The 20933-nt window shown below is 60.2% G+C and carries 15 protein-coding genes; 8 read left to right on the top strand and 7 right to left on the bottom strand.

The annotated features are described in order from the left end of the window. The first annotated feature begins 751 nt into the window (after positions 1–751). From ACWUI2_RS06055 to fabV, 8 genes are all read left to right on the top strand, one after another. Complete coding sequence (locus ACWUI2_RS06055; RefSeq protein WP_486981962.1) at positions 752–1909, top strand: helix-turn-helix domain-containing protein; 1158 nt, start codon at positions 752–754, stop codon at positions 1907–1909. Positions 1910–1917: 8 nt separating this feature from the next. Beyond that, entirely contained in the window at positions 1918–2493 is a 576-nt protein-coding gene (locus ACWUI2_RS06050; RefSeq protein WP_486981961.1) for a DNA-binding protein, read from the top strand. A 949-nt stretch (positions 2494–3442) separates the two neighbouring features. After that, on the top strand, positions 3443–3832 hold the full coding sequence (hpf, locus tag ACWUI2_RS06045; protein ID WP_486981959.1) for a ribosome hibernation-promoting factor, HPF/YfiA family: 390 nt from the start codon (positions 3443–3445) through the stop codon (positions 3830–3832). A 393-nt stretch (positions 3833–4225) separates the two neighbouring features. Beyond that, positions 4226–5164, top strand: a complete 939-nt coding sequence (gene cyoE / locus ACWUI2_RS06040) for a heme o synthase (RefSeq protein ID WP_486981958.1) — start codon at positions 4226–4228, stop codon at positions 5162–5164. A gap of 68 nt (positions 5165–5232) precedes the next feature. After that, complete coding sequence (locus ACWUI2_RS06035; RefSeq protein ID WP_486981957.1) at positions 5233–5682, top strand: cupredoxin domain-containing protein; 450 nt, start codon at positions 5233–5235, stop codon at positions 5680–5682. A 286-nt stretch (positions 5683–5968) separates the two neighbouring features. Continuing rightward, positions 5969–7297 (top strand): NnrS family protein, encoded by a 1329-nt coding sequence (locus ACWUI2_RS06030; RefSeq protein WP_486981956.1) that lies wholly within the window; start codon positions 5969–5971, stop codon positions 7295–7297. Positions 7298–7460: 163 nt separating this feature from the next. Further along, positions 7461–8894, top strand: a complete 1434-nt coding sequence (locus ACWUI2_RS06025; protein WP_486981955.1) for a nitronate monooxygenase — start codon at positions 7461–7463, stop codon at positions 8892–8894. A gap of 175 nt (positions 8895–9069) precedes the next feature. After that, entirely contained in the window at positions 9070–10245 is a 1176-nt protein-coding gene (fabV, locus tag ACWUI2_RS06020; RefSeq protein WP_486981954.1) for an enoyl-ACP reductase FabV, read from the top strand. A 290-nt stretch (positions 10246–10535) separates the two neighbouring features. Here fabV and ACWUI2_RS06015 read toward each other — a convergent pair whose 3' ends face one another. The 7 genes from ACWUI2_RS06015 to ACWUI2_RS05985 form a co-directional block, all read right to left on the bottom strand. After that, on the bottom strand, positions 10536–10991 hold the full coding sequence (locus ACWUI2_RS06015; protein WP_486981953.1) for a nucleotidyltransferase: 456 nt from the start codon (positions 10989–10991) through the stop codon (positions 10536–10538). Between the two features lie 203 nt (positions 10992–11194). Beyond that, positions 11195–13201: a preprotein translocase subunit SecA gene (locus ACWUI2_RS06010; RefSeq protein ID WP_486981952.1), complete on the bottom strand. Its 2007-nt coding sequence runs from the start codon at positions 13199–13201 to the stop codon at positions 11195–11197. A gap of 100 nt (positions 13202–13301) precedes the next feature. After that, positions 13302–15449 (bottom strand): hypothetical protein, encoded by a 2148-nt coding sequence (locus tag ACWUI2_RS06005; RefSeq protein ID WP_486981951.1) that lies wholly within the window; start codon positions 15447–15449, stop codon positions 13302–13304. Between the two features lie 22 nt (positions 15450–15471). Next, on the bottom strand, positions 15472–17295 hold the full coding sequence (locus ACWUI2_RS06000; protein WP_486981950.1) for a GAF domain-containing protein: 1824 nt from the start codon (positions 17293–17295) through the stop codon (positions 15472–15474). 64 nt (positions 17296–17359) lie between these two features. Further along, positions 17360–18154 (bottom strand): efflux RND transporter periplasmic adaptor subunit, encoded by a 795-nt coding sequence (locus ACWUI2_RS05995; RefSeq protein ID WP_486981949.1) that lies wholly within the window; start codon positions 18152–18154, stop codon positions 17360–17362. A gap of 10 nt (positions 18155–18164) precedes the next feature. After that, complete coding sequence (locus ACWUI2_RS05990; RefSeq protein ID WP_486981948.1) at positions 18165–19691, bottom strand: TolC family protein; 1527 nt, start codon at positions 19689–19691, stop codon at positions 18165–18167. A 205-nt stretch (positions 19692–19896) separates the two neighbouring features. Beyond that, complete coding sequence (locus tag ACWUI2_RS05985) at positions 19897–20892, bottom strand: autotransporter outer membrane beta-barrel domain-containing protein (protein ID WP_486981947.1); 996 nt, start codon at positions 20890–20892, stop codon at positions 19897–19899. Positions 20893–20933 lie beyond the last annotated feature (41 nt).

The raw sequence follows: 20933 nt of genomic DNA, 5'->3' as shown, positions 1-20933 counted from the left end.
CAGCCCGTATTTACGTAGTGGGGTTGGCTTCGCCGCCCCGTTTTCCGAGGCGGTAGAAATGCCCGATACTTTGGGGCCTGATCGCAACGCTGGATGTCAAAGGAGGGCGGACCGGTTCGGCCGCTGCGGTCGGGCGGCGGAGCCAACCCGACTACGGCGACATGCTCTCCTGTCACTGGGAGGGATGGCATCCTGCCGTCCGCCGTCGGCCTCATTTCAGTTCAGGGTAAGGTCGGCCTGAAGCCAACCGGACACCTGTGCCATCGGCGGCGGCTTTTTTGAGGCTCAGGGAAGAGAGTTTGACCAGAGTCACGACATAACCCCTAGGCCCTCTCATGTGGCAGAATGCGTGGACTGACCCCTTGCCTCTGCCCCTTACCTATGCCCCTTGCCTATGCCCCTTGATGCCCGACGGGCGGTCTCCCCCGCCCAAAACCCGGGTAGGTAAGGTGAGGTGTATACCCAACACTCGGATATCTCCAAAAACCCGCGGAAACCGCTGAAAGGCAAGGCCCGCCTATCGACCTTGGTGATCAAATATTCACTAGAATCCGGGGTTTGTGCCTGCCCGTGAATAGTTCAGGTTAGGGGGAGGCGGCCCGCCTTTTTTACAACCAGGCCCGAAAGTCCCCGACCGTCGGGGGCTTCGCCGCAAGGGCGGAATAAAATCGAGAAGAACTTGCAAAAAGGCGGGAGGGGAGGCAATCTAGTTGACAGTAGTTGACGTCCTCACTATCTCCTTACCGCTTTTATGAATAAGCAGCTGAACCTGTCCCTGCTCGAAGAAAGAGCATCTGCGAAGGGGCTGAATCAAACAGCCATTGCCGAAAAGCTCAATTTGACCCGGGCCGCTGTCTCGAAATGGTTCACCGGCAAATCGTATCCCCGCCCGCCTGAACTACTAAAGCTCGGAAAGCTCCTGGGGCTTTCTTACAAAGAACTGGTGCAGCAGGAGGAAGCGGCTTCGGAACCACTCGTGGCCTTTCGCAAGCGCGGCGCATCGGTGACCACGCCAAAGCACATTGAGCACGCGAAGAACATTGGCCATTTTTTAGCGCCGCTGGTCGCTTATCTCGACTTTGACAAATTTGTAGCCCCTCCGCGCCTAAAAGATCCGTCGACCGACTATCGTTACCTCCAAGCCCTGGTGCGTCGGCTGCGGCGTGAACTTCAATTATCCGGCGATGCCCCCATCGACTTTGAGGTCCTGATAAAAAAGTTTCAAGAACACCAGGCGGTGATCGTCCCTGCCATGCAGGGGAAGAAAGAGCGGCATGAGAATGCCCTTCATATCTTTCTGCCGAAATCCAAGACTACCTGGATTTTCCTGAACCTGGACGTCGAGGCACATGACTTTAAATTCTGGATGGCTCATGAACTGGGACATGTTCTAAGCGCGAACCTGCTGGAGGCTGGAAAACTGGAGGAAGCTGAAGATTTCGCGGATGCGTTCGCCGGCGCTCTGATCTTTCCTGAACCAGCGGCCGAAAAGTTTTGGCCGGAATACCGCACGGCCCGTTCCGACAGAGGACGGATTCATGTTCTGGTGGACGCTGCTGAAGCCTACAGGGTCTCACCTTATTCGATTTACATGGAGTTGGAGAAATATTCGGGAGCACACTCACTGAATTTCCCCAAAGTTTCCGAGAAGGCGCTCCACATTGCGATCGCCCAGTTTAACCGCGGCTACAAGATGGTCAGCGAAGGGCTTTTCAATGATGAACGACCAAGCGCGGATCGGTTCGTGCAGGTCACCCAAGGGCTATTCGGCACGGATTTCTTCCATGCGCTAAAGGCGTTTTTGAAAGATAAGCAGGCTGCGCCCAGCGCCGTAAGTCGCATTATGGACGTGTCGTTGATGGACGCCCGGGCGTTTCATGAGGCACTAACAGCGGGTGGCGACAAGTAACCGTCGCCATGGCGCAGACGAAAATACTCCTGGACTCCACCAGTTATTTCCGGCTGGCGCAGGATGTTCACCCCCTGCTCTTCCAAACCTTCGGAGAGAAAGATTACACCCTGTATGTCCACGGGGATCTGATGCGCGAGTTTCAGCGCAGCTCCCGGCTTCAGAACAAGTTCCATTGGGTTAATGATCCGGAGTATGTGGAGAATCGGAGACGGCCGCTACAGTTCAGTGCTGCCGACAAAAAGGGGATCGAACAGACTTTCGAATACATGTGGGGATGGGTGAAGGAGGAAGGCCTCGGCCCGTCCAAGGTCGACGTGAAGATTCTTGCGACGGCTTCTGAAGTGGGTCTGACGGTGGTGACCGATGATCAGGACATGATCGCTTTTGCCGAAATGTATGGGATTTGGACGATGAAGACCATTGAGCTCCTGAAGCTGATGGTCGATGAAGGCCACATCAAAATGGAGAAGGTGCGGTCCGTGGTGGCGTATTGGGCTTACGAGAACGACCTGCCTTTTCATGGCTTCGCGGATTCTTACCGGGAGTTATTCGGAGAAGAGTTCCCCACCGGGGAAGTCTAGCTGCCTAAAAGACTTGCGCGCCCCCTGTCCTGTTGGCGAAATGGTGGCCGTACCCGACCATCATCACGATGCCTGAACTGAACTGGATTGGAAAAGCCGCTGTTGTAAATCTGCGGTTCAATTCTCCCCCCTTCTACGGGGACTGCGGCACGGTTCATCGAGCGAAAGCTCGACGCTACATCCAACACCGCCGGCTAAAGCACGCCGCTCCCCCATCCGCGCCTATCTGCGAAATCTGCGGTTCAATTCTCCCCCATCTACGGGGACCGCTGCGGTTCATCGAGCGAAAGCTCGACGCTACATCCAAAACCGGCGGCTAAAGCACGCGGCTCCTTTATCTGCGCCTATCTGCGAAATCTGCGGTCAATTCTCCCCCATCAACGAGGACTGCGGCACGGTTCATCGAGCGAAAGCTCAACGCTACATCCAGCACCGCGGCTAAAGCACGCGACTCCCTCATCTGCGCTTATCCGCGAAATCTGCGGTTCAATTCTCCCCCCTTCTACGGGGACCACGGCGGGTCATCGAGCGAAAGCTCGACGCTACATCCAACACCGCCGGCTAAAGCACGCGGCTCCTTTATCTGCGCCTATCTGTGAAATCTGCGGTTCAATTCTTCCCCTTCTACGGGGGTCGCGGCGGTTCATCGAGCGAAAGCTCGACGCTACATCCAGCACCGCGGCTAAAGCACGCGGCTCCTTTATCTGCGCCTATCCGCGAAATCTGCGGTTCGATTCTCCCCCTTCGACTGGGACTGCGGCACGGTTCATCGAGCGAAAGCTCGACGCTACATCCAGCTCCGGCGGCTAAAGCACGCGGCTTCCTCATCTGCGCCTATCCGCGAAATCTGCGGTTCAATTCTTCCCTTCCGGATTCCCAACAGACGCGGAGGATAGTCCAATAAACGCAAAGCCGTTTTGACCGGTTTGTGGGATACTTCCCCCGCCAAATGAATGGCACAATTAATCCCAACCAAAACATGGAACAACACGACCTGATTATCTCCGGACACCATATCGAACTCACCGAAGCCTTGAAGGCCTACGTGAGCGAAAAAACCGAAAAGCTCTTCCGTCACGAAAACCGCATCATCCGGCTCAGGGTCGAACTCGATTTCGAACATCCGAAGCATAGCGACCGCCTCTTCACCGCCCGGGGAATCATTTCCGTCAACGGCCCCGATCTGGTCGCTTCCCACACCTCCCCGGACATGCACCTCTCGATCGACGCCTTGACCCAGAAACTCGACCGGATGCTCCGCAACCGGGCCCGTCACCAACGGGAAAAACGGAACCACCCGCACGCCGTCGAAATTCCCGCGGAACTGCCCAAGGTCTGACCTCCGGGCCACCTTCCGCACCTGATTCGCGCGCGGTCCGCGAAGCTTTCTTCCGGCCGCGCGCTTTTTTATTCATTAGAGCCCGTTGATTAGCCGCGAAGAGGCGCAAATGCGGGTTGCAGGGCCAAATCGGAGGGTTGGCTTCCAGCCGACCTTATCTTGAAACGACGCCGACGGCGGACGGCAGGATGCCATCCCTCCCAGTGGAAAGGAAATTTCATTCCATGTTGTTCCCCGGGCGCGGCCCGGATGGGGCCTTCTGTGCTTTTTCGCGGCTATCTCAATTGCGGAAGGCAGGTTCAGGCCTAAAACCGTCCCAAATCCACCGATCGCACCCGTTTCTTGATTTGAATCATGCCGCGTCAGGCCGACAGAGGCGAGAATAACGCCATCATGCGCACACCCTCGACAGAATCGAATCCGCAGGTCATCGCGGTCCTTCCCGCCGGCACGGGAAGCTTCGCCGCGACCGCCTCGATGCTTCGCGAACTGACCAAGCTCAAGCTAACCTCGATGGCCACCGTCCCCGCCGTGCTCGCCTTTCTCGCCGCCGGGGTCGAGGTCTCCATCCTCCAACTTTTCCTCCTCATCCTCGGGGTTTTCGCCTCGGCCAGCGGCGCCGCCGCCCTCAACCAATGGTCGGAGGGGGCCATCGACGCCCGGATGAACCGGACCCGCGCCCGGCCCCTGCCGGCCGGCAAACTCTCCTCCGCCGCCGTTCTCGTATCGGGCCTCTCGATGGCCCTCGGCGGAGTGCTCCTTCTCGGCGTCGTATTCAACCTCTTCACCGCCCTGCTCGCCCTCACCGCCGCCGTGGTCTATTGGTTGATCTACACTCCCCTCAAACGGATCACCCCCTGGTGCACCGAGATCGGCGCGATCTCCGGCGCTCTTCCGCCACTGATCGGATGGGCCGCCGCCCACGACTCCCTTTCGCTCTTCGCCTGGTTCCTGTTCGCGATTCTGTTTTTCTGGCAAATGCCCCACTTCCATCCGATCGCCTGGCGCTACCGCCGCGACTACGCCGACGGCGGCCTCCGAATGCGGATCCTCACCGAACCGACCGGCAACCAGGCCGCCAACCACGCCATCGGTTATTCCATCGTCCTGATCCTCTTTCCGGCCATCTTTCTCGCCCTCGGCGAGATCGGCGTCGCGGGCTTTCTGACCGCCGCCGTCATGGGAACCGTTTATCTCCGCGCCGCCATCCGGTTCCGTCGGATTTCCGAACGCGATGTCGCCGCCCGGGCGCTCTTCCGGACTTCCCTCGTTTATCTTCCCGTCGTCCTGGCCGCCTTCGCCGCCGAACGGGCCTTTTTCCTCATCGGCTGATCAAAACACCGGGCTTTTTGATCCGCATCAACCTTCATTGCCCGTATCCAGTATAGAATACAACCATCATGAAAAAGACATCATCCTTCCTCAAAGTTTTCACCGCCGCCTTGCTGGCTTTCCTGCTCGCCGGCTGCAACCAAAGCGACTCCGGTCTCCAACTCGCCGAGGGTGAGTCCGCGGATCGTGAATACCTCCTGAAGGCCATGATGACCGGTTACTACGGCATCGGCGGCGAATTCGACGGAGTGAAAAACCCCGTCCTCACCGCCCGCAAAGGCGAGATCGTCCGGATCACCATCGTCAACGGCGAAGTGATGCCGCACGACATCGCCCTCCGCGAACACGGCGCCAAGAGCGGACAAATCATCCGCGTGGACGAACGCACCAGCGTCACTTTCCGGGCGGAACGCGACGACACCTATTACTGCACCATTCCCGGACACGTCCAAACCGGCATGATCGGCGACTTCCGCCTGATCGGCGATCCGATCGACGTGGCGCAAAGCACGGAGTGATTTCCCGGCCGGCGCCGCTCGTCGTTCGTGTTTAATTAGGTCCAGTCCGAAAAGGATTTGCAGTGACCGGACCGGCCCGGAAACACACCCCACCGCTCTAGCGAGCGGTCCCCCCCTCTCAAGAGGGGATCTTTTTGTAAGCAATTCCCCTCTTCAGAGGGGGGGACCATGCGCGAGCATGGTGGGGTGTGTCACCGCTGTTTCAGCCAAGCAGAACGTCCGAAACCCTTTTCGGATACCCTCTAATTAGTGATTATCCGCGGTTAAAAACTCCGCCCTTCATCCGATGACATCCTCGCAACCACCCGAAAACGGCCCCCGCCCGCTCCAACCGATCCGCCTCTTCAACGAGCCGCCGGTCCCGCCGGCGGGGCGCTGGCATCACTTCCGGGCGGAACCGTTCCGGCCCTTCTTCATCCTCGGCTGGTTGATCAGCCTGATCGCCCTCGCGGTCTGGCCGCTCTTCTTCATGGGCGCCGTCGGGTTTCCCGCGCGGCCCCACGCCTTCCTGATGATCCAGGGATTCTTCGGAGCGTTTGCGATCGGATTTCTCTGGACCGCCCTCCCGCGGATCCTCGAAGTCCCGGGACCCGGTCCGCGTTGGGTCGTCACCGGTTTGGCGGCGGTCGCGGCCAACACCGTGTTCCATCTCGCCGGACTGCATCTGGCCGGTCACCTCTGTTTCCTCCTGCTCCTCGGCTTGGCGGCCACGTTCGGGCTGACCCGGTTTCCGGCCCGCCGCGATCTTCCGCCGCCGTCGTTCGTGCTGGTGGTTTCCGGCTTGGGCCTCGGAGCTCTCGGCACGATTTTGGTCGCGACCGGCGAGGCCGCGATGGCCTACGGCTTCGCTTACCGATTGGGACAACTTTTCCTCGTCGAAATTTTCCTTCTCTTCCTGGTGCTCGGGGTGGCGGCGTTTTTGGCCCCCCGGTTGCTGAAAATGCCGTCGAAGCAAAGCATGCCCGACGGACGCAATCCGACCCCGGCCTGGAAACGCCAAGCCCGCTTCGCCGGGATCACCGGGGCGGTCATCATCCTCGGCGCCGTTCTCCAGGCGGCCGGCTTCATCCGGACCGGCGCCTTGGTCGTCGCCCTCCCGCTGACCGCCTACGTTTTCTACCAGGTTCCGATGTGGAAAAACCTCAACGTAAAAAGCTGGATGGCCGACGGCGTGCGCATCGCGCTGCTTTGCAGTCTCGCCGCTCCGTGGGCCCGACTGGTTTTTCCCGAAGCGCGGATCGCCACCATCCACATCCTGCTGCTCGGCGGTTTCGGGCTCCTCACGCTGATCGTCGGCACCCGGGTGGTTTACGGTCACAGCGGCTACTCCCATTTGTTCAAGAGCAAACTTCGCCCGGTCGGGATCATCGTCGGGCTCTATCTCGGCGGATTGGTCGTCCGTCTCGCCGGAGAGATCGCGCCGTCGGTCTGGGTTCCGGCGCTGGTGGTTTCGGCGGTCATGTTGTTGGTCGCCCACCTCTACTGGGGATGGCTCGCCCTGCCGAAAATTTTCGCGCCGATGGAGGACGAGGAGGAAACCCCGAGTTCCGCTCCGAATCCTTCGGGTCCGATGTCACTCGCCGGATTCCGGCCGACGATGATTCAACCACGTTGAACCTTCGCCGCCAAGTCCACCTCGTCGCCCGTTGCCCGGGACGCCGCAATGGTTGCCCGAAGCGTCGGACACCCTGGGTCCACCCACTTCAATTAGTTGATATAGATCAAGTTTCGCCGGTCTTCTTCATCGCTCCGGCGGCAAAGCCAGAAAGGCTCACATAATGGCACTTCCACTGATAATTCAAGGCGGCATGGGGGCCGGCGTGTCCAGTTGGCCGCTCGCCCGAGCCGTCTCCCGGGAAGGGCAACTCGGAGTCGTCGCCGGCACCGCGCTGGCCACCATCTTCGCCCGACGCCTCCAGTTGGGCGACCAGGGCGGACACATCCGCCGGGCGTTGGACGCCTTCCCCCATCCCGAGATGGCGCTCCGGGTGTTGCAGAAATATTTCCTGCCGGAGGGAAAAGCGGACCAGGCTTCGTTCAAACTGAACTCGCTTCCCAATCTCCGCTTTTCGCGCAGCCTGCTCGAACTGACCGTGGTGGCGAACTTCACCGAGATTTTCCTCGCGAAGGAAAACCACTCCGGAGTGGTCGGTCTGAATCTGTTGGAAAAGATCCAATTCCCCACGCTCGGTTCCCTCTTCGGCGCGATGCTGGCGGGAGTCGACTACGTCCTGATGGGGGCCGGCATCCCCCGGGCCATCCCGGGTATCCTCGACCGCTTGGCCGACCATCAACCGGTCGAAATGAACATCGACGTCGCCGGCGCCCTCCCGGGTGAAAAGTTCTCCTCCACCTTCGACCCGGTCGAGTTTTTCGAAGGCGCTCCCCCGCCGCTCGTCCGCCCGAAATTTCTCGGCATCATCAGTTCCTCCGCCTTGGCGACCACCCTCGCCCGGAAAGCGAGCGGACGGGTCGACGGCTTCATCATCGAAGGCCCGACCGCCGGGGGGCACAACGCCCCACCCCGAGGGCCGATGCAATTGAATTCGTCCGGACAACCGATCTACGGCGAACGCGACATTCCGGAACTCGACAAAATTCAAGCGCTCGGACTTCCGTTCTGGCTCGCCGGTTCCTACGGACGACCCGGCAAACTCCAGGAGGCCCTCGACCTCGGCGCCGCCGGTATCCAAGTCGGCACCGCGTTCGCCTTTTGCGACGACTCCGGCATCAAACCGGAAATCCGCCGAAAGATCATCGACCAAAGCCGCCGCGGAGAAACCAGCGTCTTCACCGATCCCCTCGCCTCCCCGACCGGCTTTCCACTGAAAGTCGTCGAATTGGAAGGCACCGTTTCCGAGCCCGCCGTCTTCGAGAAACGGTCGAAAATCTGCGACCTCGGCTACCTCCGCCGGGCCTTCCGGCAAGCCGACGGCACGGTCGGCTACCGCTGTCCGGGCGAACCCGAAGAGGACTTCATCCGCAAGGGTGGTTCTCCGGAGGAAACCACCGGACGCAAATGCGTCTGCAACGGACTACTCGCCACGGTCGGCCTCGCCCAGATCCAAAAAGACGGCACGGAGGAACCACCCCTGGTGACCGCCGGCGACGACACTTCCCGCATCGCCGAATTCATCCCGCCCGGCCAGGACTCCTATTCCGCAGTCGACGTGATCAACCTTCTCCTCCGCGACACCGTCGCCCCCGCCTGAGCCACCCATCCAGCACATAGCCATCCAGCCATCCAGCCACCAGTATCCAAAATCCGGCATCCAGTATCCAGCCACCAGCATCCAGCCACCAGCATCCAGCCACCAGCACCCAGCACCCAGCATCCAGCCACCAGCATCCAGCCACCAGTATCCAGCATCCAGTATCCAGCACCCAATGATCATTCAACCGAAAGTCCGCGGCTTCGTCTGCGTCACCGCCCACCCGGAAGGTTGCGCCGCCCATGTCCAAGAGGAAATCGATTACGTCCGCGGAACCGAGCGCATCTCCGGCGGTCCCCGCAATGTCCTGGTGATCGGCGCCTCGGCCGGTTACGGCCTTTCCTCCCGAATTGTCGCCGCCTTCGGATCGCGGGCGCGGACGATCGGCGTCTCCCTGGAACGCCCGCCCGCCGAAGGAAAACCGGCCAGCGCCGGTTGGTACAACACCGCTGCTTTCGAACGGTTCGCCCGTGAGGAAGGACTCTACGCCACCAGCATCAACGGCGACGCCTTTTCCCACTCCATCAAAGCGGAAACCATCGACCGGATCGCCAACGATCTCGGCCCGATCGACCTCGTTGTCTACAGTCTCGCCTCCCCCCGCCGCACCCATCCGGAAACCGGCGCTCTCCACAGATCGGTGATTAAACCGATCCAGGGATCGTTCACTGACAAGAGCGTCGACGTGGAAAAAGGAATCGTCCATGAGGTCACCCTGGATCCGGCCAATGAAGAGGAAATCGCCGACACCGTCGCCGTCATGGGCGGCGAAGACTGGGAAATGTGGATACACGCACTGGCGAAAGCCAAACTGCTCGCTCCCGGCGCCATCACCGTCGCTTACTCCTACATCGGCCCCGAAGTCACCTGGCCGATCTACCACAACGGCACCATCGGCCGGGCCAAAGCCGACCTTGAACAAAAGGCCCGTCAAATCACCGACCATTTCAGCGCCGCCAACGTCCGCGCCTTCGTTTCCATCAACAAAGCCGTCGTCACCCAGGCGAGCTCCGCCATTCCGGTGGTCCCGCTCTACATCGCCCTCCTTTTTCGGGTGATGAAAGAAAAGCACCTCCACGAAGGTTGCATCGAACAAGCCCAACGCCTCTTCGCCGACCGCCTCTACCACGGCGGTCCCATCGAACTCGACTCCCAAGGGAGAATCCGCGTGGACGAGCTCGAAATGCGCGCCGACGTGCAAGAAGAAGTCGTCCGCCGCTGGCAAGAAGTCACCACCGAAAACATCCACCAAATCTCCGATCTCGACGGCTATCGCCGCGACTTCCTCCGCCTCTTCGGCTTCGAATATCCGGAAATCAACTACAGCGAGGAAAGCAATCTCTTCGTGTAGCAACCCCATAGTGGCTGGGGGCGTCCATTCAGCCCGCATCCCCGTAGTCGGGTTGGCTCCGCCGCCCGACCGCAGCGGCCAAGGACGATCAAACGACCCCGGTCTACCGCGTCACGGAAATGGGGCGGCAGAGCCAACCCCACTACTTTTGGCTTGGTCTTCGCGGAAGAAACATCCACTCGGCCAATCCGACCGGATGTTCGGACGGTGACGCGGCACCTCCACCATCAGCCACTCATAGATCCGCCAAAATTACCGCGCCGAGCCGGCGGCGCTTCCCAAGCCTGCTGCTACTGGGTACCCCGGATCCGTTTAAGTTCTTCCAAATCGATCTTGTCCTTGGATCGGGGAGATGCTGCCTTGTTTTTCAAGAGCTGATCAAACCCGATGACGGGCACCTTTTGATTGCCGATCACCAAATCGGTTTTACTCTGGAAACATTCGTCAAAAGTGACCCCATCAATCCCGGTCAATACCTGAATCTTCAGCGGTTCCCGGCCGATTTCGACCACAATCTCTTCTTCGAGAAAATCCTGTTCGCTCAACCCCAGGTTTGGGAACCCGAAGCTCGAAAATACCGCCATCATTCTTCCGGCATTTTCTTCGCTGATAGCAATGAATACATCAAGGTCGCCAGTATATCGGGGGAATCCATGGAATCCCACGGCGTAACCCCCGACAATCAGATACCTAACGCCGTGGCTTTCGAGTAACTCGATGAACTCTCGGAAATGCCTGTTCAGCATACTCTTTCTCCCGCAGACCGTTGATTGCCTCTATCGCTTCAATGCGTTCGGCGGCGGTTGCCTTCAACCAATCCCGGCTGGATTTCGACTCCCTGAGTTTTCGTTTAACCACCCGAATCATGGATTCACTTTATCGAGCAATCCCGTCTGGACAACAGGAAATTTGTTCGCCTAAAGCCCGCGAATACTTCCAACCCCCTTGCCTAAAACTGCCGGGGACCGCCGCCGATAACCGTTTTCGCCATCTCGGCGTCTTGGCGCATCACCAGGAATCGTTGGCGGCGGGCTTTGCGCTCGGCTCGGAATTGAGCCCACCAGGCGGCCGCCCGCAAGACCGAACGACGGCATGGCAACGCCGAATGATACCATCCGCGGACAACCCAAGCCGTCACCGGCCCGAGAAAACGCTGGAGCAATTCATCGTCGAAACTGACGAACAAGCGGCTGCTCCCGGGGTCGCCCTGACGTCCAGCCCGGCCCCGCAACTGACGGTCGATCCGGCCCGACTCATGCGCTTCAGTCACGATCACATGCAATCCACCCAATTCCCGGATGCTGTTCTTGATCATGATGTCCGTTCCCCGACCAGCCATGTTGGTGGCGATGGTGATCGCCCCTCTCTCCCCGGCTTCGGCAATGATCGCCGCTTCCTGGTTGTTGCGCACCGCGTTCAAAAGCGAGTGCACCAATCCGCGTTGGGAGAGAGTGCGGGCCAACTGTTCGCTGGCCGCCACACTCCGGGTGCCGATCAGGACCGGACGTCCTTCCGCATGCAACGCCTCGATCTCCGCGGCGATCGCTTCCCATTTGTCATCCTCGCGGAAGAAAAATCCACTCGGCCAATCCGAGCGGATATTCGGACGGTGACGCGGCACCTCCACCATCGGCAATTCGTAGATCCGCCAAAACTCCCGCGCCGACTCCCGGGCGGTTCCGGTGATTCCGGCCAAGTGCGGAAACAATCGGTAGAACTTCTGAAAACTCAACCGGGCCAAGGTCTCCGAAGGAGCCGAAAGCTCCGCCTCTTCCTTCGCCTCGACCGCCTGGTGCAAACCGAGTCGCCAACTGCGTCCCGGCATCAAACGTCCGGTGAACTCGTCGACGATGACCACCTTTCCGTCGACCATCACGTATTGCTTGTCCCGCAGGAAAAAATGCCGCGCCTGGAGCGATTGAGTCACCAGATCGGCCATCCAATCCGTGGCCGAAAGAAAACCTTGTCGCGTCGAACACCATTCGCGGATCCGCTCCCGTCCCGCGCTATTCAACCGGACCTCCTTATGACGTTCGTTGACGTCGTAATGCTCCCCCGGCAATAACGCGGCCGCACACTTCTCGGCTTCGCCGCAAGCTTCGGTCAACACCGAGTTCTCTTCCTTCCGGCTGATGATCAACGGCGTCACCGCCTCGTCGATCAACTGGTTGTCCGCTTCGTCGACAATGGCGGTGTGCAATCCACGCAACACCGTAGGGATTCGCTGGATACGACCCGAAAGCCGGACGGCCGCCCGCCGGGTGGAATCGGCCAAAGGCCCGAGGACGATTTGATCGCGCAAGAAGTCGGCGACCAATTCCTTGCCGGTGCAATAGACCACGTCGGCTTCGTAACGCTTCCCCCGGTCGGCCCCTTCGACCGCCCCGACCACGAAGGCGGTCTGAAGTCCGCACAATTCGAAAAAGAGGGCGAACTGTTTCGAGTCGCGTTCCGCCAGGTAATCGTTGGCGGTGATGACGTGACACGGCCGGCCGGTCCAACCCGCCACCGCCGCCGCCAGGGCGATCGTCAAGGTCTTCCCTTCCCCGGTCGCCATCTCCGCCAGGAAACCTTCTCCGATGGCCAACGCCCCCATAATCTGGGTACGGTAGGCGCGCAACCCAACGGTTCGCCGCGCCGCTTCCACCACCAAAGGCAGACAGGCGGGCAATTCCTCCGCCCATGCGGATCCCCGGCGGCGGACCGCTTCCCGCTGCTTGTGCATCTGCGAACGCAACCGACGCTCGGAATACTTCCGCAACTCGTCGACTTCCGTTTCAATGCGACCGGACAACTCCCATAGACGCCGTCCCTCGGAAGGCCGCGATCGCCACCGTCCGATCATGTCGTGCACCCAGCCGTCCAAGCCGCGCGGCACTTCTTCGACCGTGGGAACTTCGGTCTGTCTCGCCTCTACCCGGGGCGGCAAAAATCTCCGAGTCGCCGGGGCGCTCATCGCACGCCTCCTCCATCCGTTGGAGTTCCGGCTTCAGCCGGTCTTCCCATCACTCCTACCCCGCATTCCGTGGCGCGAAAATATTTCATTCGTCGGTCCACTAGAGTTGGAATCGTTGTTGGAGAAGCTGGCGGAGCCAACGGTACCCTTGCTGGAACAAAGGCTCCGAATCGAGGCGGAAGCGAACTTCGCCGACCCGTCCGTGATGCAACGGAGCCGTCCCGTCTTCCACTTCAAGAATCACCAGGAAAAAGGGTTCCGCTGCCCGCATTCCGGTCGAGTCGTCGGCGCGAGTCCGGACTTTCCCTTTGGCGGGCCAACCCAACGCGGGACTCGGAAGCCGCTCCTGACGACCGGGGACGAGATGAACTGACGACGCGCGGAAAACCTGGTCCGCCGATCCCCGGAAACGGATCTCCGACCGGTGGATCTCCTGCTCGAACAACGGCCCCGCCGACTGCTGGCCCACGACCGCGAAGAATCGCCAATTTCCATCCGGCACCACTTCCCCAAGCACCTGCCCTTTTTTCAACCAGCGATTGTTCAACGCCGCCGGTTGCGGTCCGCCCCACCGGCCACTGATCGGCGCATGGAGTTCCAGCGACTCTTCTTCCCGGCGGAGCTCCGCCAAACGAATGTCATTGACCCGCTTCCGCTCTTCCAAAACCTCCCGTCCGGCGCCGCCTCTCGACATCAGGCGTCGCTCGACCGCGTCGAGACGAGCCGCTTCCGCTTCGAATTGCCGACGCAACAAAGCCAACTCCGGGTTGCTGAGGCGGAGGATCGGTTGGCCCGCCGCCACATCACTTCCGGCGGCATACTCTTCGACTTGTCCATTGGTCCGGACCACCAAATACTCGGCGCCGCTGGCTTGAATCACCCCCGGGGCGCGGACATGGCGCGGCGCGGGCAAGACCCCGAGGAGCACGAACAACACCGCCAACGTCCCACCGGTCACCATCCAGGCCCGGGAACGGACTTGCTCGATGCGCGGTTCCGAGATCAGGTATTTGATTCCCTTGAAAAACGGGATCACGAAGAATCCGAGAATGGTCAACACCGTCGCGATAAAGCCGAGCCCGAGGTATCGGTCGGCCACAAACATGATGATCGTGAAGGTGATGAAAACCCGATAGCAATAACTCGCCACCCCGAACGAAGTCAGCCAAACCGCGTCGGCGTTGCTCTCGGCCGGACTTTGGGAATGGCGTCCGCCGAAGGCATACTCCTCGACCAGGTGTTTCATCTGCTTCCCCGACCGAGGTTGCAGATTCGGCGTATCCGTCAAATCTGACAAAATGTAATAACCGTCGAACCGGAGCAGCGGATTGATGTTAAACAGGATCGTCGAAACCGAGGCGACCACCATCAGGTTGAAACACCACGCGTTCAACAATCCCGGTCCGGTCGCGGCCCAGATAAAGGTCGCCACCGCGGCGATTGCCAATTCGACGATCATCCCGGCCGAACCGACCCAGACCCGCTTCCACCGTTCCCGGAAGGCCCAGGCGGCCGTTGCGTCGACATACGGAATCGGGGTGAACACGAGGAAAGTGATCCCCATCCGGTGGACTTCCCCGCCGAACCGTTTCACCGCGTAACCGTGACCGAACTCGTGTAACAACTTTGCAATGACAAACGCCAAGAGGAGCAGAGGCAGGTTCCCCGGGTCAAGGACGCCTTGGGTGCGTTGGAACAGCGCTTCCCAGTTCGACACGATCACCCCGAGGGCGGTGCCGATCAAGGCGAGCCACAACAGCGCTCCGAACGGCGACAACAGCGGACGGACCCAGCGGATAGTCCGGTTGAGGAACATGTCGGGATCCCACAACGGAATCCGCAGGAAAAAGATGCCGAAGAGGCGCGCCTTCCATTCCCGGGCGTGACGTTTCTTCTGCCGTTCGAACAGGCGGGCGACGTCGGCCGGGAAATCGGAGATGATCAGGTTTCCCTGATACAATTCCGCCAACATCTGGATCACCTCGTTCTGACTCGGCGCCTCGTCCTTGTTACGGTCGAGGCAACTCCGCCAGACCTCGTCGACCGTCCGGGTGCCGTCGAGCCGGGCGATGAAATCCCACGACTCCGGACGGAACCGGAAATATTGGTCGGCGTAAAGGTCGTTCGCGACGAACCAGTTTTGTCCCCGAAAAAACTGTTTGCGCACCCGCACCGAAGGACGGAGGCGGATTTTCTGACCGGCGACCCGGTGCCAGGATTCGCTGAATAATCGACGTTCGGCGGCCATAAGCTTCAGCAGGTTCCCTGGGTTAGATCCAAAGTTTCATCCGGATGAAATCGACGATCCGATGGGTGGCCCGCCACCACAAGGTGCGTTCCCCGCCTTCGATCTTGGCCACTCCCGTCATCCCGGGGCGCAACCAATCGGCTTCATCTTCCAGTTGAGCGCGTAGCAGAAAGGCGTTCCCCTCCTCGTCGGCGACCGCCATCGGTGCCACCATTTCGATGTTCATCGGGAATTGCAGATCGGGACGGCTGGCGAAAATCACCGCGCCCGTCCGGCGATCGGCCATCAGGTCGATATCCCGCTCCGGCAACCGCACTTCAAGGTAAAGTCCTTCCAGTTCCGAGACCTGCATCAACACCTCCCCTTGATTTACCGGAGCGCCGAGGCGGTCGCGCAAATCGCCCTGGACCACCACCCCGTCGAACGGAGCGAGCACCCGGACCCGGGAAAGCCGATGCTGGATCATATCCAACCGGGCTTGCGCCTGTTGCCGGGCCGCGCGAGAGACCCGCAGTTCCGCCAACCGACCTTCGGCCTCCGCCAATTCGGCTTCGGCTTCATGACGGCGGAGTTCCGACAACACCTCCGCCTCTTCGATGCGCAGGCTGCGGTCTTCGAGTTCGAACAACGGCATCCCGGCATGGACCATATCCCCCGGGCGGACATGCACCGCGGAAATGTATCCATCAAATGGAGCCGGCATGTGGGCGAGACTGTCGGGACGGATGATGAACGTCGCCGAAACCCGGTAGTTGAACGGAACCAAGATGGCGAACAACATGAAGACGCACCCGGCGATCGCCGCCACCTTCCACCATGTGTGGCGGGGACTCAAAACTTTGGCGAATCCGGCCCGCCAAGCCTGAGCCCAGCGCCAACCGAACCAGCGGCTGCTCTTCCGGACCGAGGCCAAATGCGGAGCGACTTGATCGGCGATCACCCGCAAGCCGCGGACTTCCATTTCATCGAAAATCTCCGTCTCCCGCTCCAGTGTCACCACCCCGACCACTTCGTTGTCGTAACGTAGCGGAATCGAAACTACGGCGCCCGCACCGCTGCTTTTCACATACGCCTGATGATCCCGCAAAACCGAGTCGGTTCCGAGATTCGCCGGCCAAACCAGTTCCTCATCCTGATCGCGGCACTCTTCCATCGCCGCCTCCAGTTCCTGCAGCACCGCCATCTTTCGGTCGAACTTCTCGGTGCCGCTGACGGTGACCACCTTGACATACGGTTGGGCGACCCAACCGAGCGTCACCCGGCTCGCTTGAAAACGGGCGGCCAATTCGTTGACCAACGCCATCGAGGCCGGGGAAAACTTTTTGTGGCCGTTGACGATCGCCAGGATGTCCAACGCCCGGGCGTAGTGATCGAACCGTTCCTGCAACCGCAGTGTCTCCCGGTTTCGCTGATACATCCTCGGGGTGTCGGCGACCATCCGCAAAAATCCGGGAGGAGTGGTGTCCTCATGGTCGAGGACCACTTCCGCGAAACATGCGGTCCCTTGGTCGTCGGTTTTCAGATTCACCAAGAGAAGTTGGCTTCCCAAAACGCCGGTCAACGGCATTTGCGCCCAACCCTCGGCCAAGGCGGTGTCGCTCAACGCCTGGAATTGCGCCTCGCTCAATGGGAGGGCGGCCGGACGTTCCTCGGGAACCACCGCCAAAACCTTCCACCCTTCGGCGGACCGCACCAACATCCGCACCCGGCGGGCCTGGAGCAGTTCCCGGAAAGCGCCCGCGAAGTTCTCCCAAAACTGCGGGGGCGAACCATTGAACAAGCGGCATGACTCCAATAATTCCAACGCCGTGGGTGAGGGAGACTGATAGGGTTGCTCTAGAGACATATCCGTCAGTGGTTTATGGTTAACTACTTGATTGCTTGACCGGCCGGAACTTCGCGGCCCTGGTTCATTCGACGATCGGCGCCTCGGCCTCCTCGACCTGGGCGACTTCTTTCAGGAACTCCGTGGTGGCTCGCACCCCGACTTTGATTTCCCGGTCCGGATTTTGCACCAGGACCTTCACCCGGAGCAGTCCGCTCGCCGGATCGACCCGGGGATCGATGAAATCGACTACCCCGGTCCGCGGCTCGGAGATGTCGAGCTCGGGAAAGGTGACCAGCACGTTTTGCCCCGGATACAGGCGACGGAGTTGCTCCGCCTCCAGGAAGACCTGCACGTAAACCTGGTCGATATCGACGATCACGAAGATCGGATCGTTCGGGCGCACGGTTTCGCCGGCTTCGACCCGGCGCTCGACGACCACCCCGCCAATCGGAGCCTTGACCACCCGTTGGGCGACGTTTTCGGCGGCGATCTCGTATTGAAGCCGGGCGAGATCGCGCTCGATCCGACTGGCCAAAGCTTCGTCCTCGCTGATCAGTCGCTCTTTGAAAAGATTCTGAATTCCCTGATAATCGAACTCCCGCTTTTCCAGCGCCGCCTTGGCCCGCTGCATGTTCAACTGCTCGATCCGGGCGAACAAATGGGCCAACACCTCCCCTTGCTCCACCAAGTCCCCCTCGCGGACCAGGTGTTCCTCGACGTGGCTCTGCACCGAGCTGCTCACCGTCACCTCCAGATACGGTAACACCAATCCGGTGGCCCGCGGGGTGTCGGCATGCAATCCTGCGGCGACGACGATGGCGACAACTGCCGATGCGGCGGAGAAAGTGGTAGAAGAAAGATGGTGCAGCTTGATCATACGTGAATCCTCAATTGAAGTTAATTTCAAACCCGAGTGACTGCGCCAGGCCTCCCTGAATCAGCAGCAACTGAGCCTTGGCCCGGCGGATCTCCGCATCGGCGGCCAACGCCCGGCTCTGGACGAAGGAAAGTTCGCGCTGATGGCTCAAAACATTGTAGCTGGTGGTCCGGCCGGCGTCCAAGCGACGCTCTTCCGCAGTCAAAGCCTCCTGAGCGAGACGCACCGAGTCTTCGATCAACGTCCGGCGCTCAATTCCGGTTTCTACTTCGCGGACCGCATTGTCGAGAGCGGCCAACAATTGGACTTCCGCTTGTTTCACCCGGAGCAATGCTTGAGTCCGCCGCCGGTTCGCCTCGCTCACCCGAGCCCGGGAGGTCCGGTCGCCGATCGGAAAGGAAACCACCAGACCGACTCCCCAGTCCGGATGCGTCCGCTCGTCGTAGTCACGGTAGGAATCGGCGAACGTTCCACCGAGTCCGTTATATCCAGCGGTCAACTGAAGATCCACTTGGGGATATCGCTGGTTTTTCGCAAACATCAACCGGATCCGCTCTCCTTCGACCGCTTCGATAGCGGATTTGTAGATCGGACTCTGATTGAACATCCCGGCGGCCAGCGCGTCGCGATGCAATTCCAGTTCCGGCAAAACCGCTTCAACTCCGGAAACTGTTACGTAGGGAGCGTCGAAATCGTATTCACTGCCAGTCAATTCCCGCAGGAGATTCTGCCGGCGGGCGTAGAAATTCTTTGCTTCGATCAATTCCTCCTGCGCCTCCGAGACCCGGACTTCAGCCTGGGTGACATCGATCGGAGACATCCGGCCTTCCTCGACCCGCCGCCGATTGTCGTTTAAAAGATTTTCGGCCAACCGCAATGCCTCTTCCTTCACTCGGATGTTCTCCACCGCGAACTCCAAATCGAAACAAACCGCCAAAACTTGTCCCATCACGCTCTCAATCCCGAGTTGGGTCTCGTATTTGGCTCCGAGCGATTCCGACTGCAGCAAACGGATCTGCGCGAGGTTCACATCTTGACCGAACCCCCGGGTCAACGGCTGAATGACCGTCACCTGCGAGGTCGACTGGTATTCTCTCGGACGAAACTGGGCCGTCGGCCGCTCGGTGTAACTATTGCGGCGGCGAACCGTCCCGGTGGTCACCTCATACCGCGTTCCAGTCGGCAAGAGACCTCCGACGCCAACGGTCCCGCGGTAAGCCCGTTCCTTTAACACATCGAGCTGAGCGCCGGTGAAAAAGTCCCGGGCGTTCTGGGCGCGTTCGATTTGATCGTAGCCGACGTTGACGGTGAAAACCGGGTCGAACTCACCCCGCGCCGCCTGCACCCGGTCGCGACTGATGTCCACATCGAGCCGGCTCACCTGAATATCGAAGTTGTATTGCAAAGCCCTCGCTACCAACTCCCCCGGGGTGAGAACCGTTTGCTCAGCCGTATGAAGAGGATTCTCCTCCTCAGCCATCAGCGGCGAAAAACCGGCAACCGAAACACAAAAACCGAACAAAAATAGATGTCTCATACTAAGGAAATCCACGACGGGCCTAATAGGATTCTTCCCTAGAGAGAGCTAAAACCGCGCTACGGTGCGAGAGAAAACTGGTGAAAATCGAAAAAAAACGTGAAAGAACAAAATACGCGGATCATCCGCCCCGATCCGCGGAGATCAACAGGAGCTTCCGCCTTCAGGCGAAGGCTCGTCGGCCAAGGGTCGCGCCGGACTCCGCTCAGAAGTTTTTCCCGAGGGCCGCGCCGGCGCTCCACTGCCGGTCGTCGCCGCCTTCCGTGTAGCGTCCTTCCGGACGCAACCACCAGCCTCGGGTCAGGTCGAAGTCGATCGAAAGGCTGGCCGAGGCCAAATTGGAATACGGCGCTTCCACTTCGCCGGTCCGACGATCGAGGCCGTCCGTCGCCGTGCTGGCGAATTCGAAATTGTCGCGGTTCAACCGGCGTACCCAAGCCACCGACAACGACGGCTCCACCCGGTCCCACGCGCGACTCACCCGCACGCCGACGATCCCCAAATGCTCGCGCAAGGTGAAATCCTCAATGATCCGGCTGTCGGGGGAACCGCGTTCCGCGAAACCGTCGGTCTTCACCCGTGCCGCCGACAAGGCGCCGAACGGCGCCAACTCCGTGCCGTTTTCGAACCGGATCACCCGTTCGATCCGCACCACCCCAAAATAGGCCTGCGAGTCATAGTCGGCCCGGGAGGTCTCCGCGTCGCTTCGCCGGGTCGCTTCATGGTCCGAATGACCGAATCCGCCTTGGAACCCAAACCGCCAATCACCCTGGTGTCTGACCAAATGCAAAGCCAACTGATATCCTTCCGTGTCGACTCTCCCCCGACTCGCCGTCGCCCCGGGAGGCGGACTCAATTCCCGGTAGTCCGTTTCAAGCTCTTCGTAATCGAAATCCAAACCGAACCGCCAAGCGCCTTGGCCGCCGAACAGACCGAGCCGCGCTCCGTATCCGTCGGTCGTCCGCCGGAATCGCTCCGTCCCCGGGTCGATTTCCCGGTCCACGTAACGTCCCCGCAACTCAATCCCGCTGCGGGTCGTCCCCGGAAGGGCGTCCAGAGCCCGGTCCCGCACCACCATCAGCCGGTTGTCCGGACCGGCGGCATAGCCGTTGAGGCTGTCGAAATTCTGCACCTGCCCGTATCCCACGGACGAAACCACCAGACCCGCAATGACGGCAAAGTTCTGTTTGAAAACATTCATCCTGATTCGCCGGTCCATAAACCACGAATGGACACGAACGA

Source organism: Verruconatronum alginivorum (genome assembly GCF_056590205.1).
Note: the sequence above shows the minus strand (reverse complement) of the source record. Positions and strands in the feature narration are given on the sequence as shown.

Excerpts from the sequence above, each read along its gene's own strand:
- ACWUI2_RS06055 (WP_486981962.1), top strand. The coding sequence starts at position 752 with ATGAATAAGCAGCTGAACCTGTCCCTGCTCGAAGAAAGAGCATCTGCG.
- ACWUI2_RS06050 (WP_486981961.1), top strand. The coding sequence starts at position 1,918 with ATGGCGCAGACGAAAATACTCCTGGACTCCACCAGTTATTTCCGGCTG.
- hpf (WP_486981959.1), top strand. The coding sequence starts at position 3,443 with ATGAATGGCACAATTAATCCCAACCAAAACATGGAACAACACGACCTG.
- cyoE (WP_486981958.1), top strand. The coding sequence starts at position 4,226 with ATGCGCACACCCTCGACAGAATCGAATCCGCAGGTCATCGCGGTCCTT.
- ACWUI2_RS06035 (WP_486981957.1), top strand. The coding sequence starts at position 5,233 with ATGAAAAAGACATCATCCTTCCTCAAAGTTTTCACCGCCGCCTTGCTG.
- ACWUI2_RS06030 (WP_486981956.1), top strand. The coding sequence starts at position 5,969 with ATGACATCCTCGCAACCACCCGAAAACGGCCCCCGCCCGCTCCAACCG.
- ACWUI2_RS06025 (WP_486981955.1), top strand. The coding sequence starts at position 7,461 with ATGGCACTTCCACTGATAATTCAAGGCGGCATGGGGGCCGGCGTGTCC.
- fabV (WP_486981954.1), top strand. The coding sequence starts at position 9,070 with ATGATCATTCAACCGAAAGTCCGCGGCTTCGTCTGCGTCACCGCCCAC.
- ACWUI2_RS06015 (WP_486981953.1), bottom strand. The coding sequence starts at position 10,991 with ATGCTGAACAGGCATTTCCGAGAGTTCATCGAGTTACTCGAAAGCCAC.
- ACWUI2_RS06010 (WP_486981952.1), bottom strand. The coding sequence starts at position 13,201 with ATGAGCGCCCCGGCGACTCGGAGATTTTTGCCGCCCCGGGTAGAGGCG.
- ACWUI2_RS06005 (WP_486981951.1), bottom strand. The coding sequence starts at position 15,449 with ATGGCCGCCGAACGTCGATTATTCAGCGAATCCTGGCACCGGGTCGCC.
- ACWUI2_RS06000 (WP_486981950.1), bottom strand. The coding sequence starts at position 17,295 with ATGTCTCTAGAGCAACCCTATCAGTCTCCCTCACCCACGGCGTTGGAA.
- ACWUI2_RS05995 (WP_486981949.1), bottom strand. The coding sequence starts at position 18,154 with ATGATCAAGCTGCACCATCTTTCTTCTACCACTTTCTCCGCCGCATCG.
- ACWUI2_RS05990 (WP_486981948.1), bottom strand. The coding sequence starts at position 19,691 with ATGAGACATCTATTTTTGTTCGGTTTTTGTGTTTCGGTTGCCGGTTTT.
- ACWUI2_RS05985 (WP_486981947.1), bottom strand. The coding sequence starts at position 20,892 with ATGAATGTTTTCAAACAGAACTTTGCCGTCATTGCGGGTCTGGTGGTT.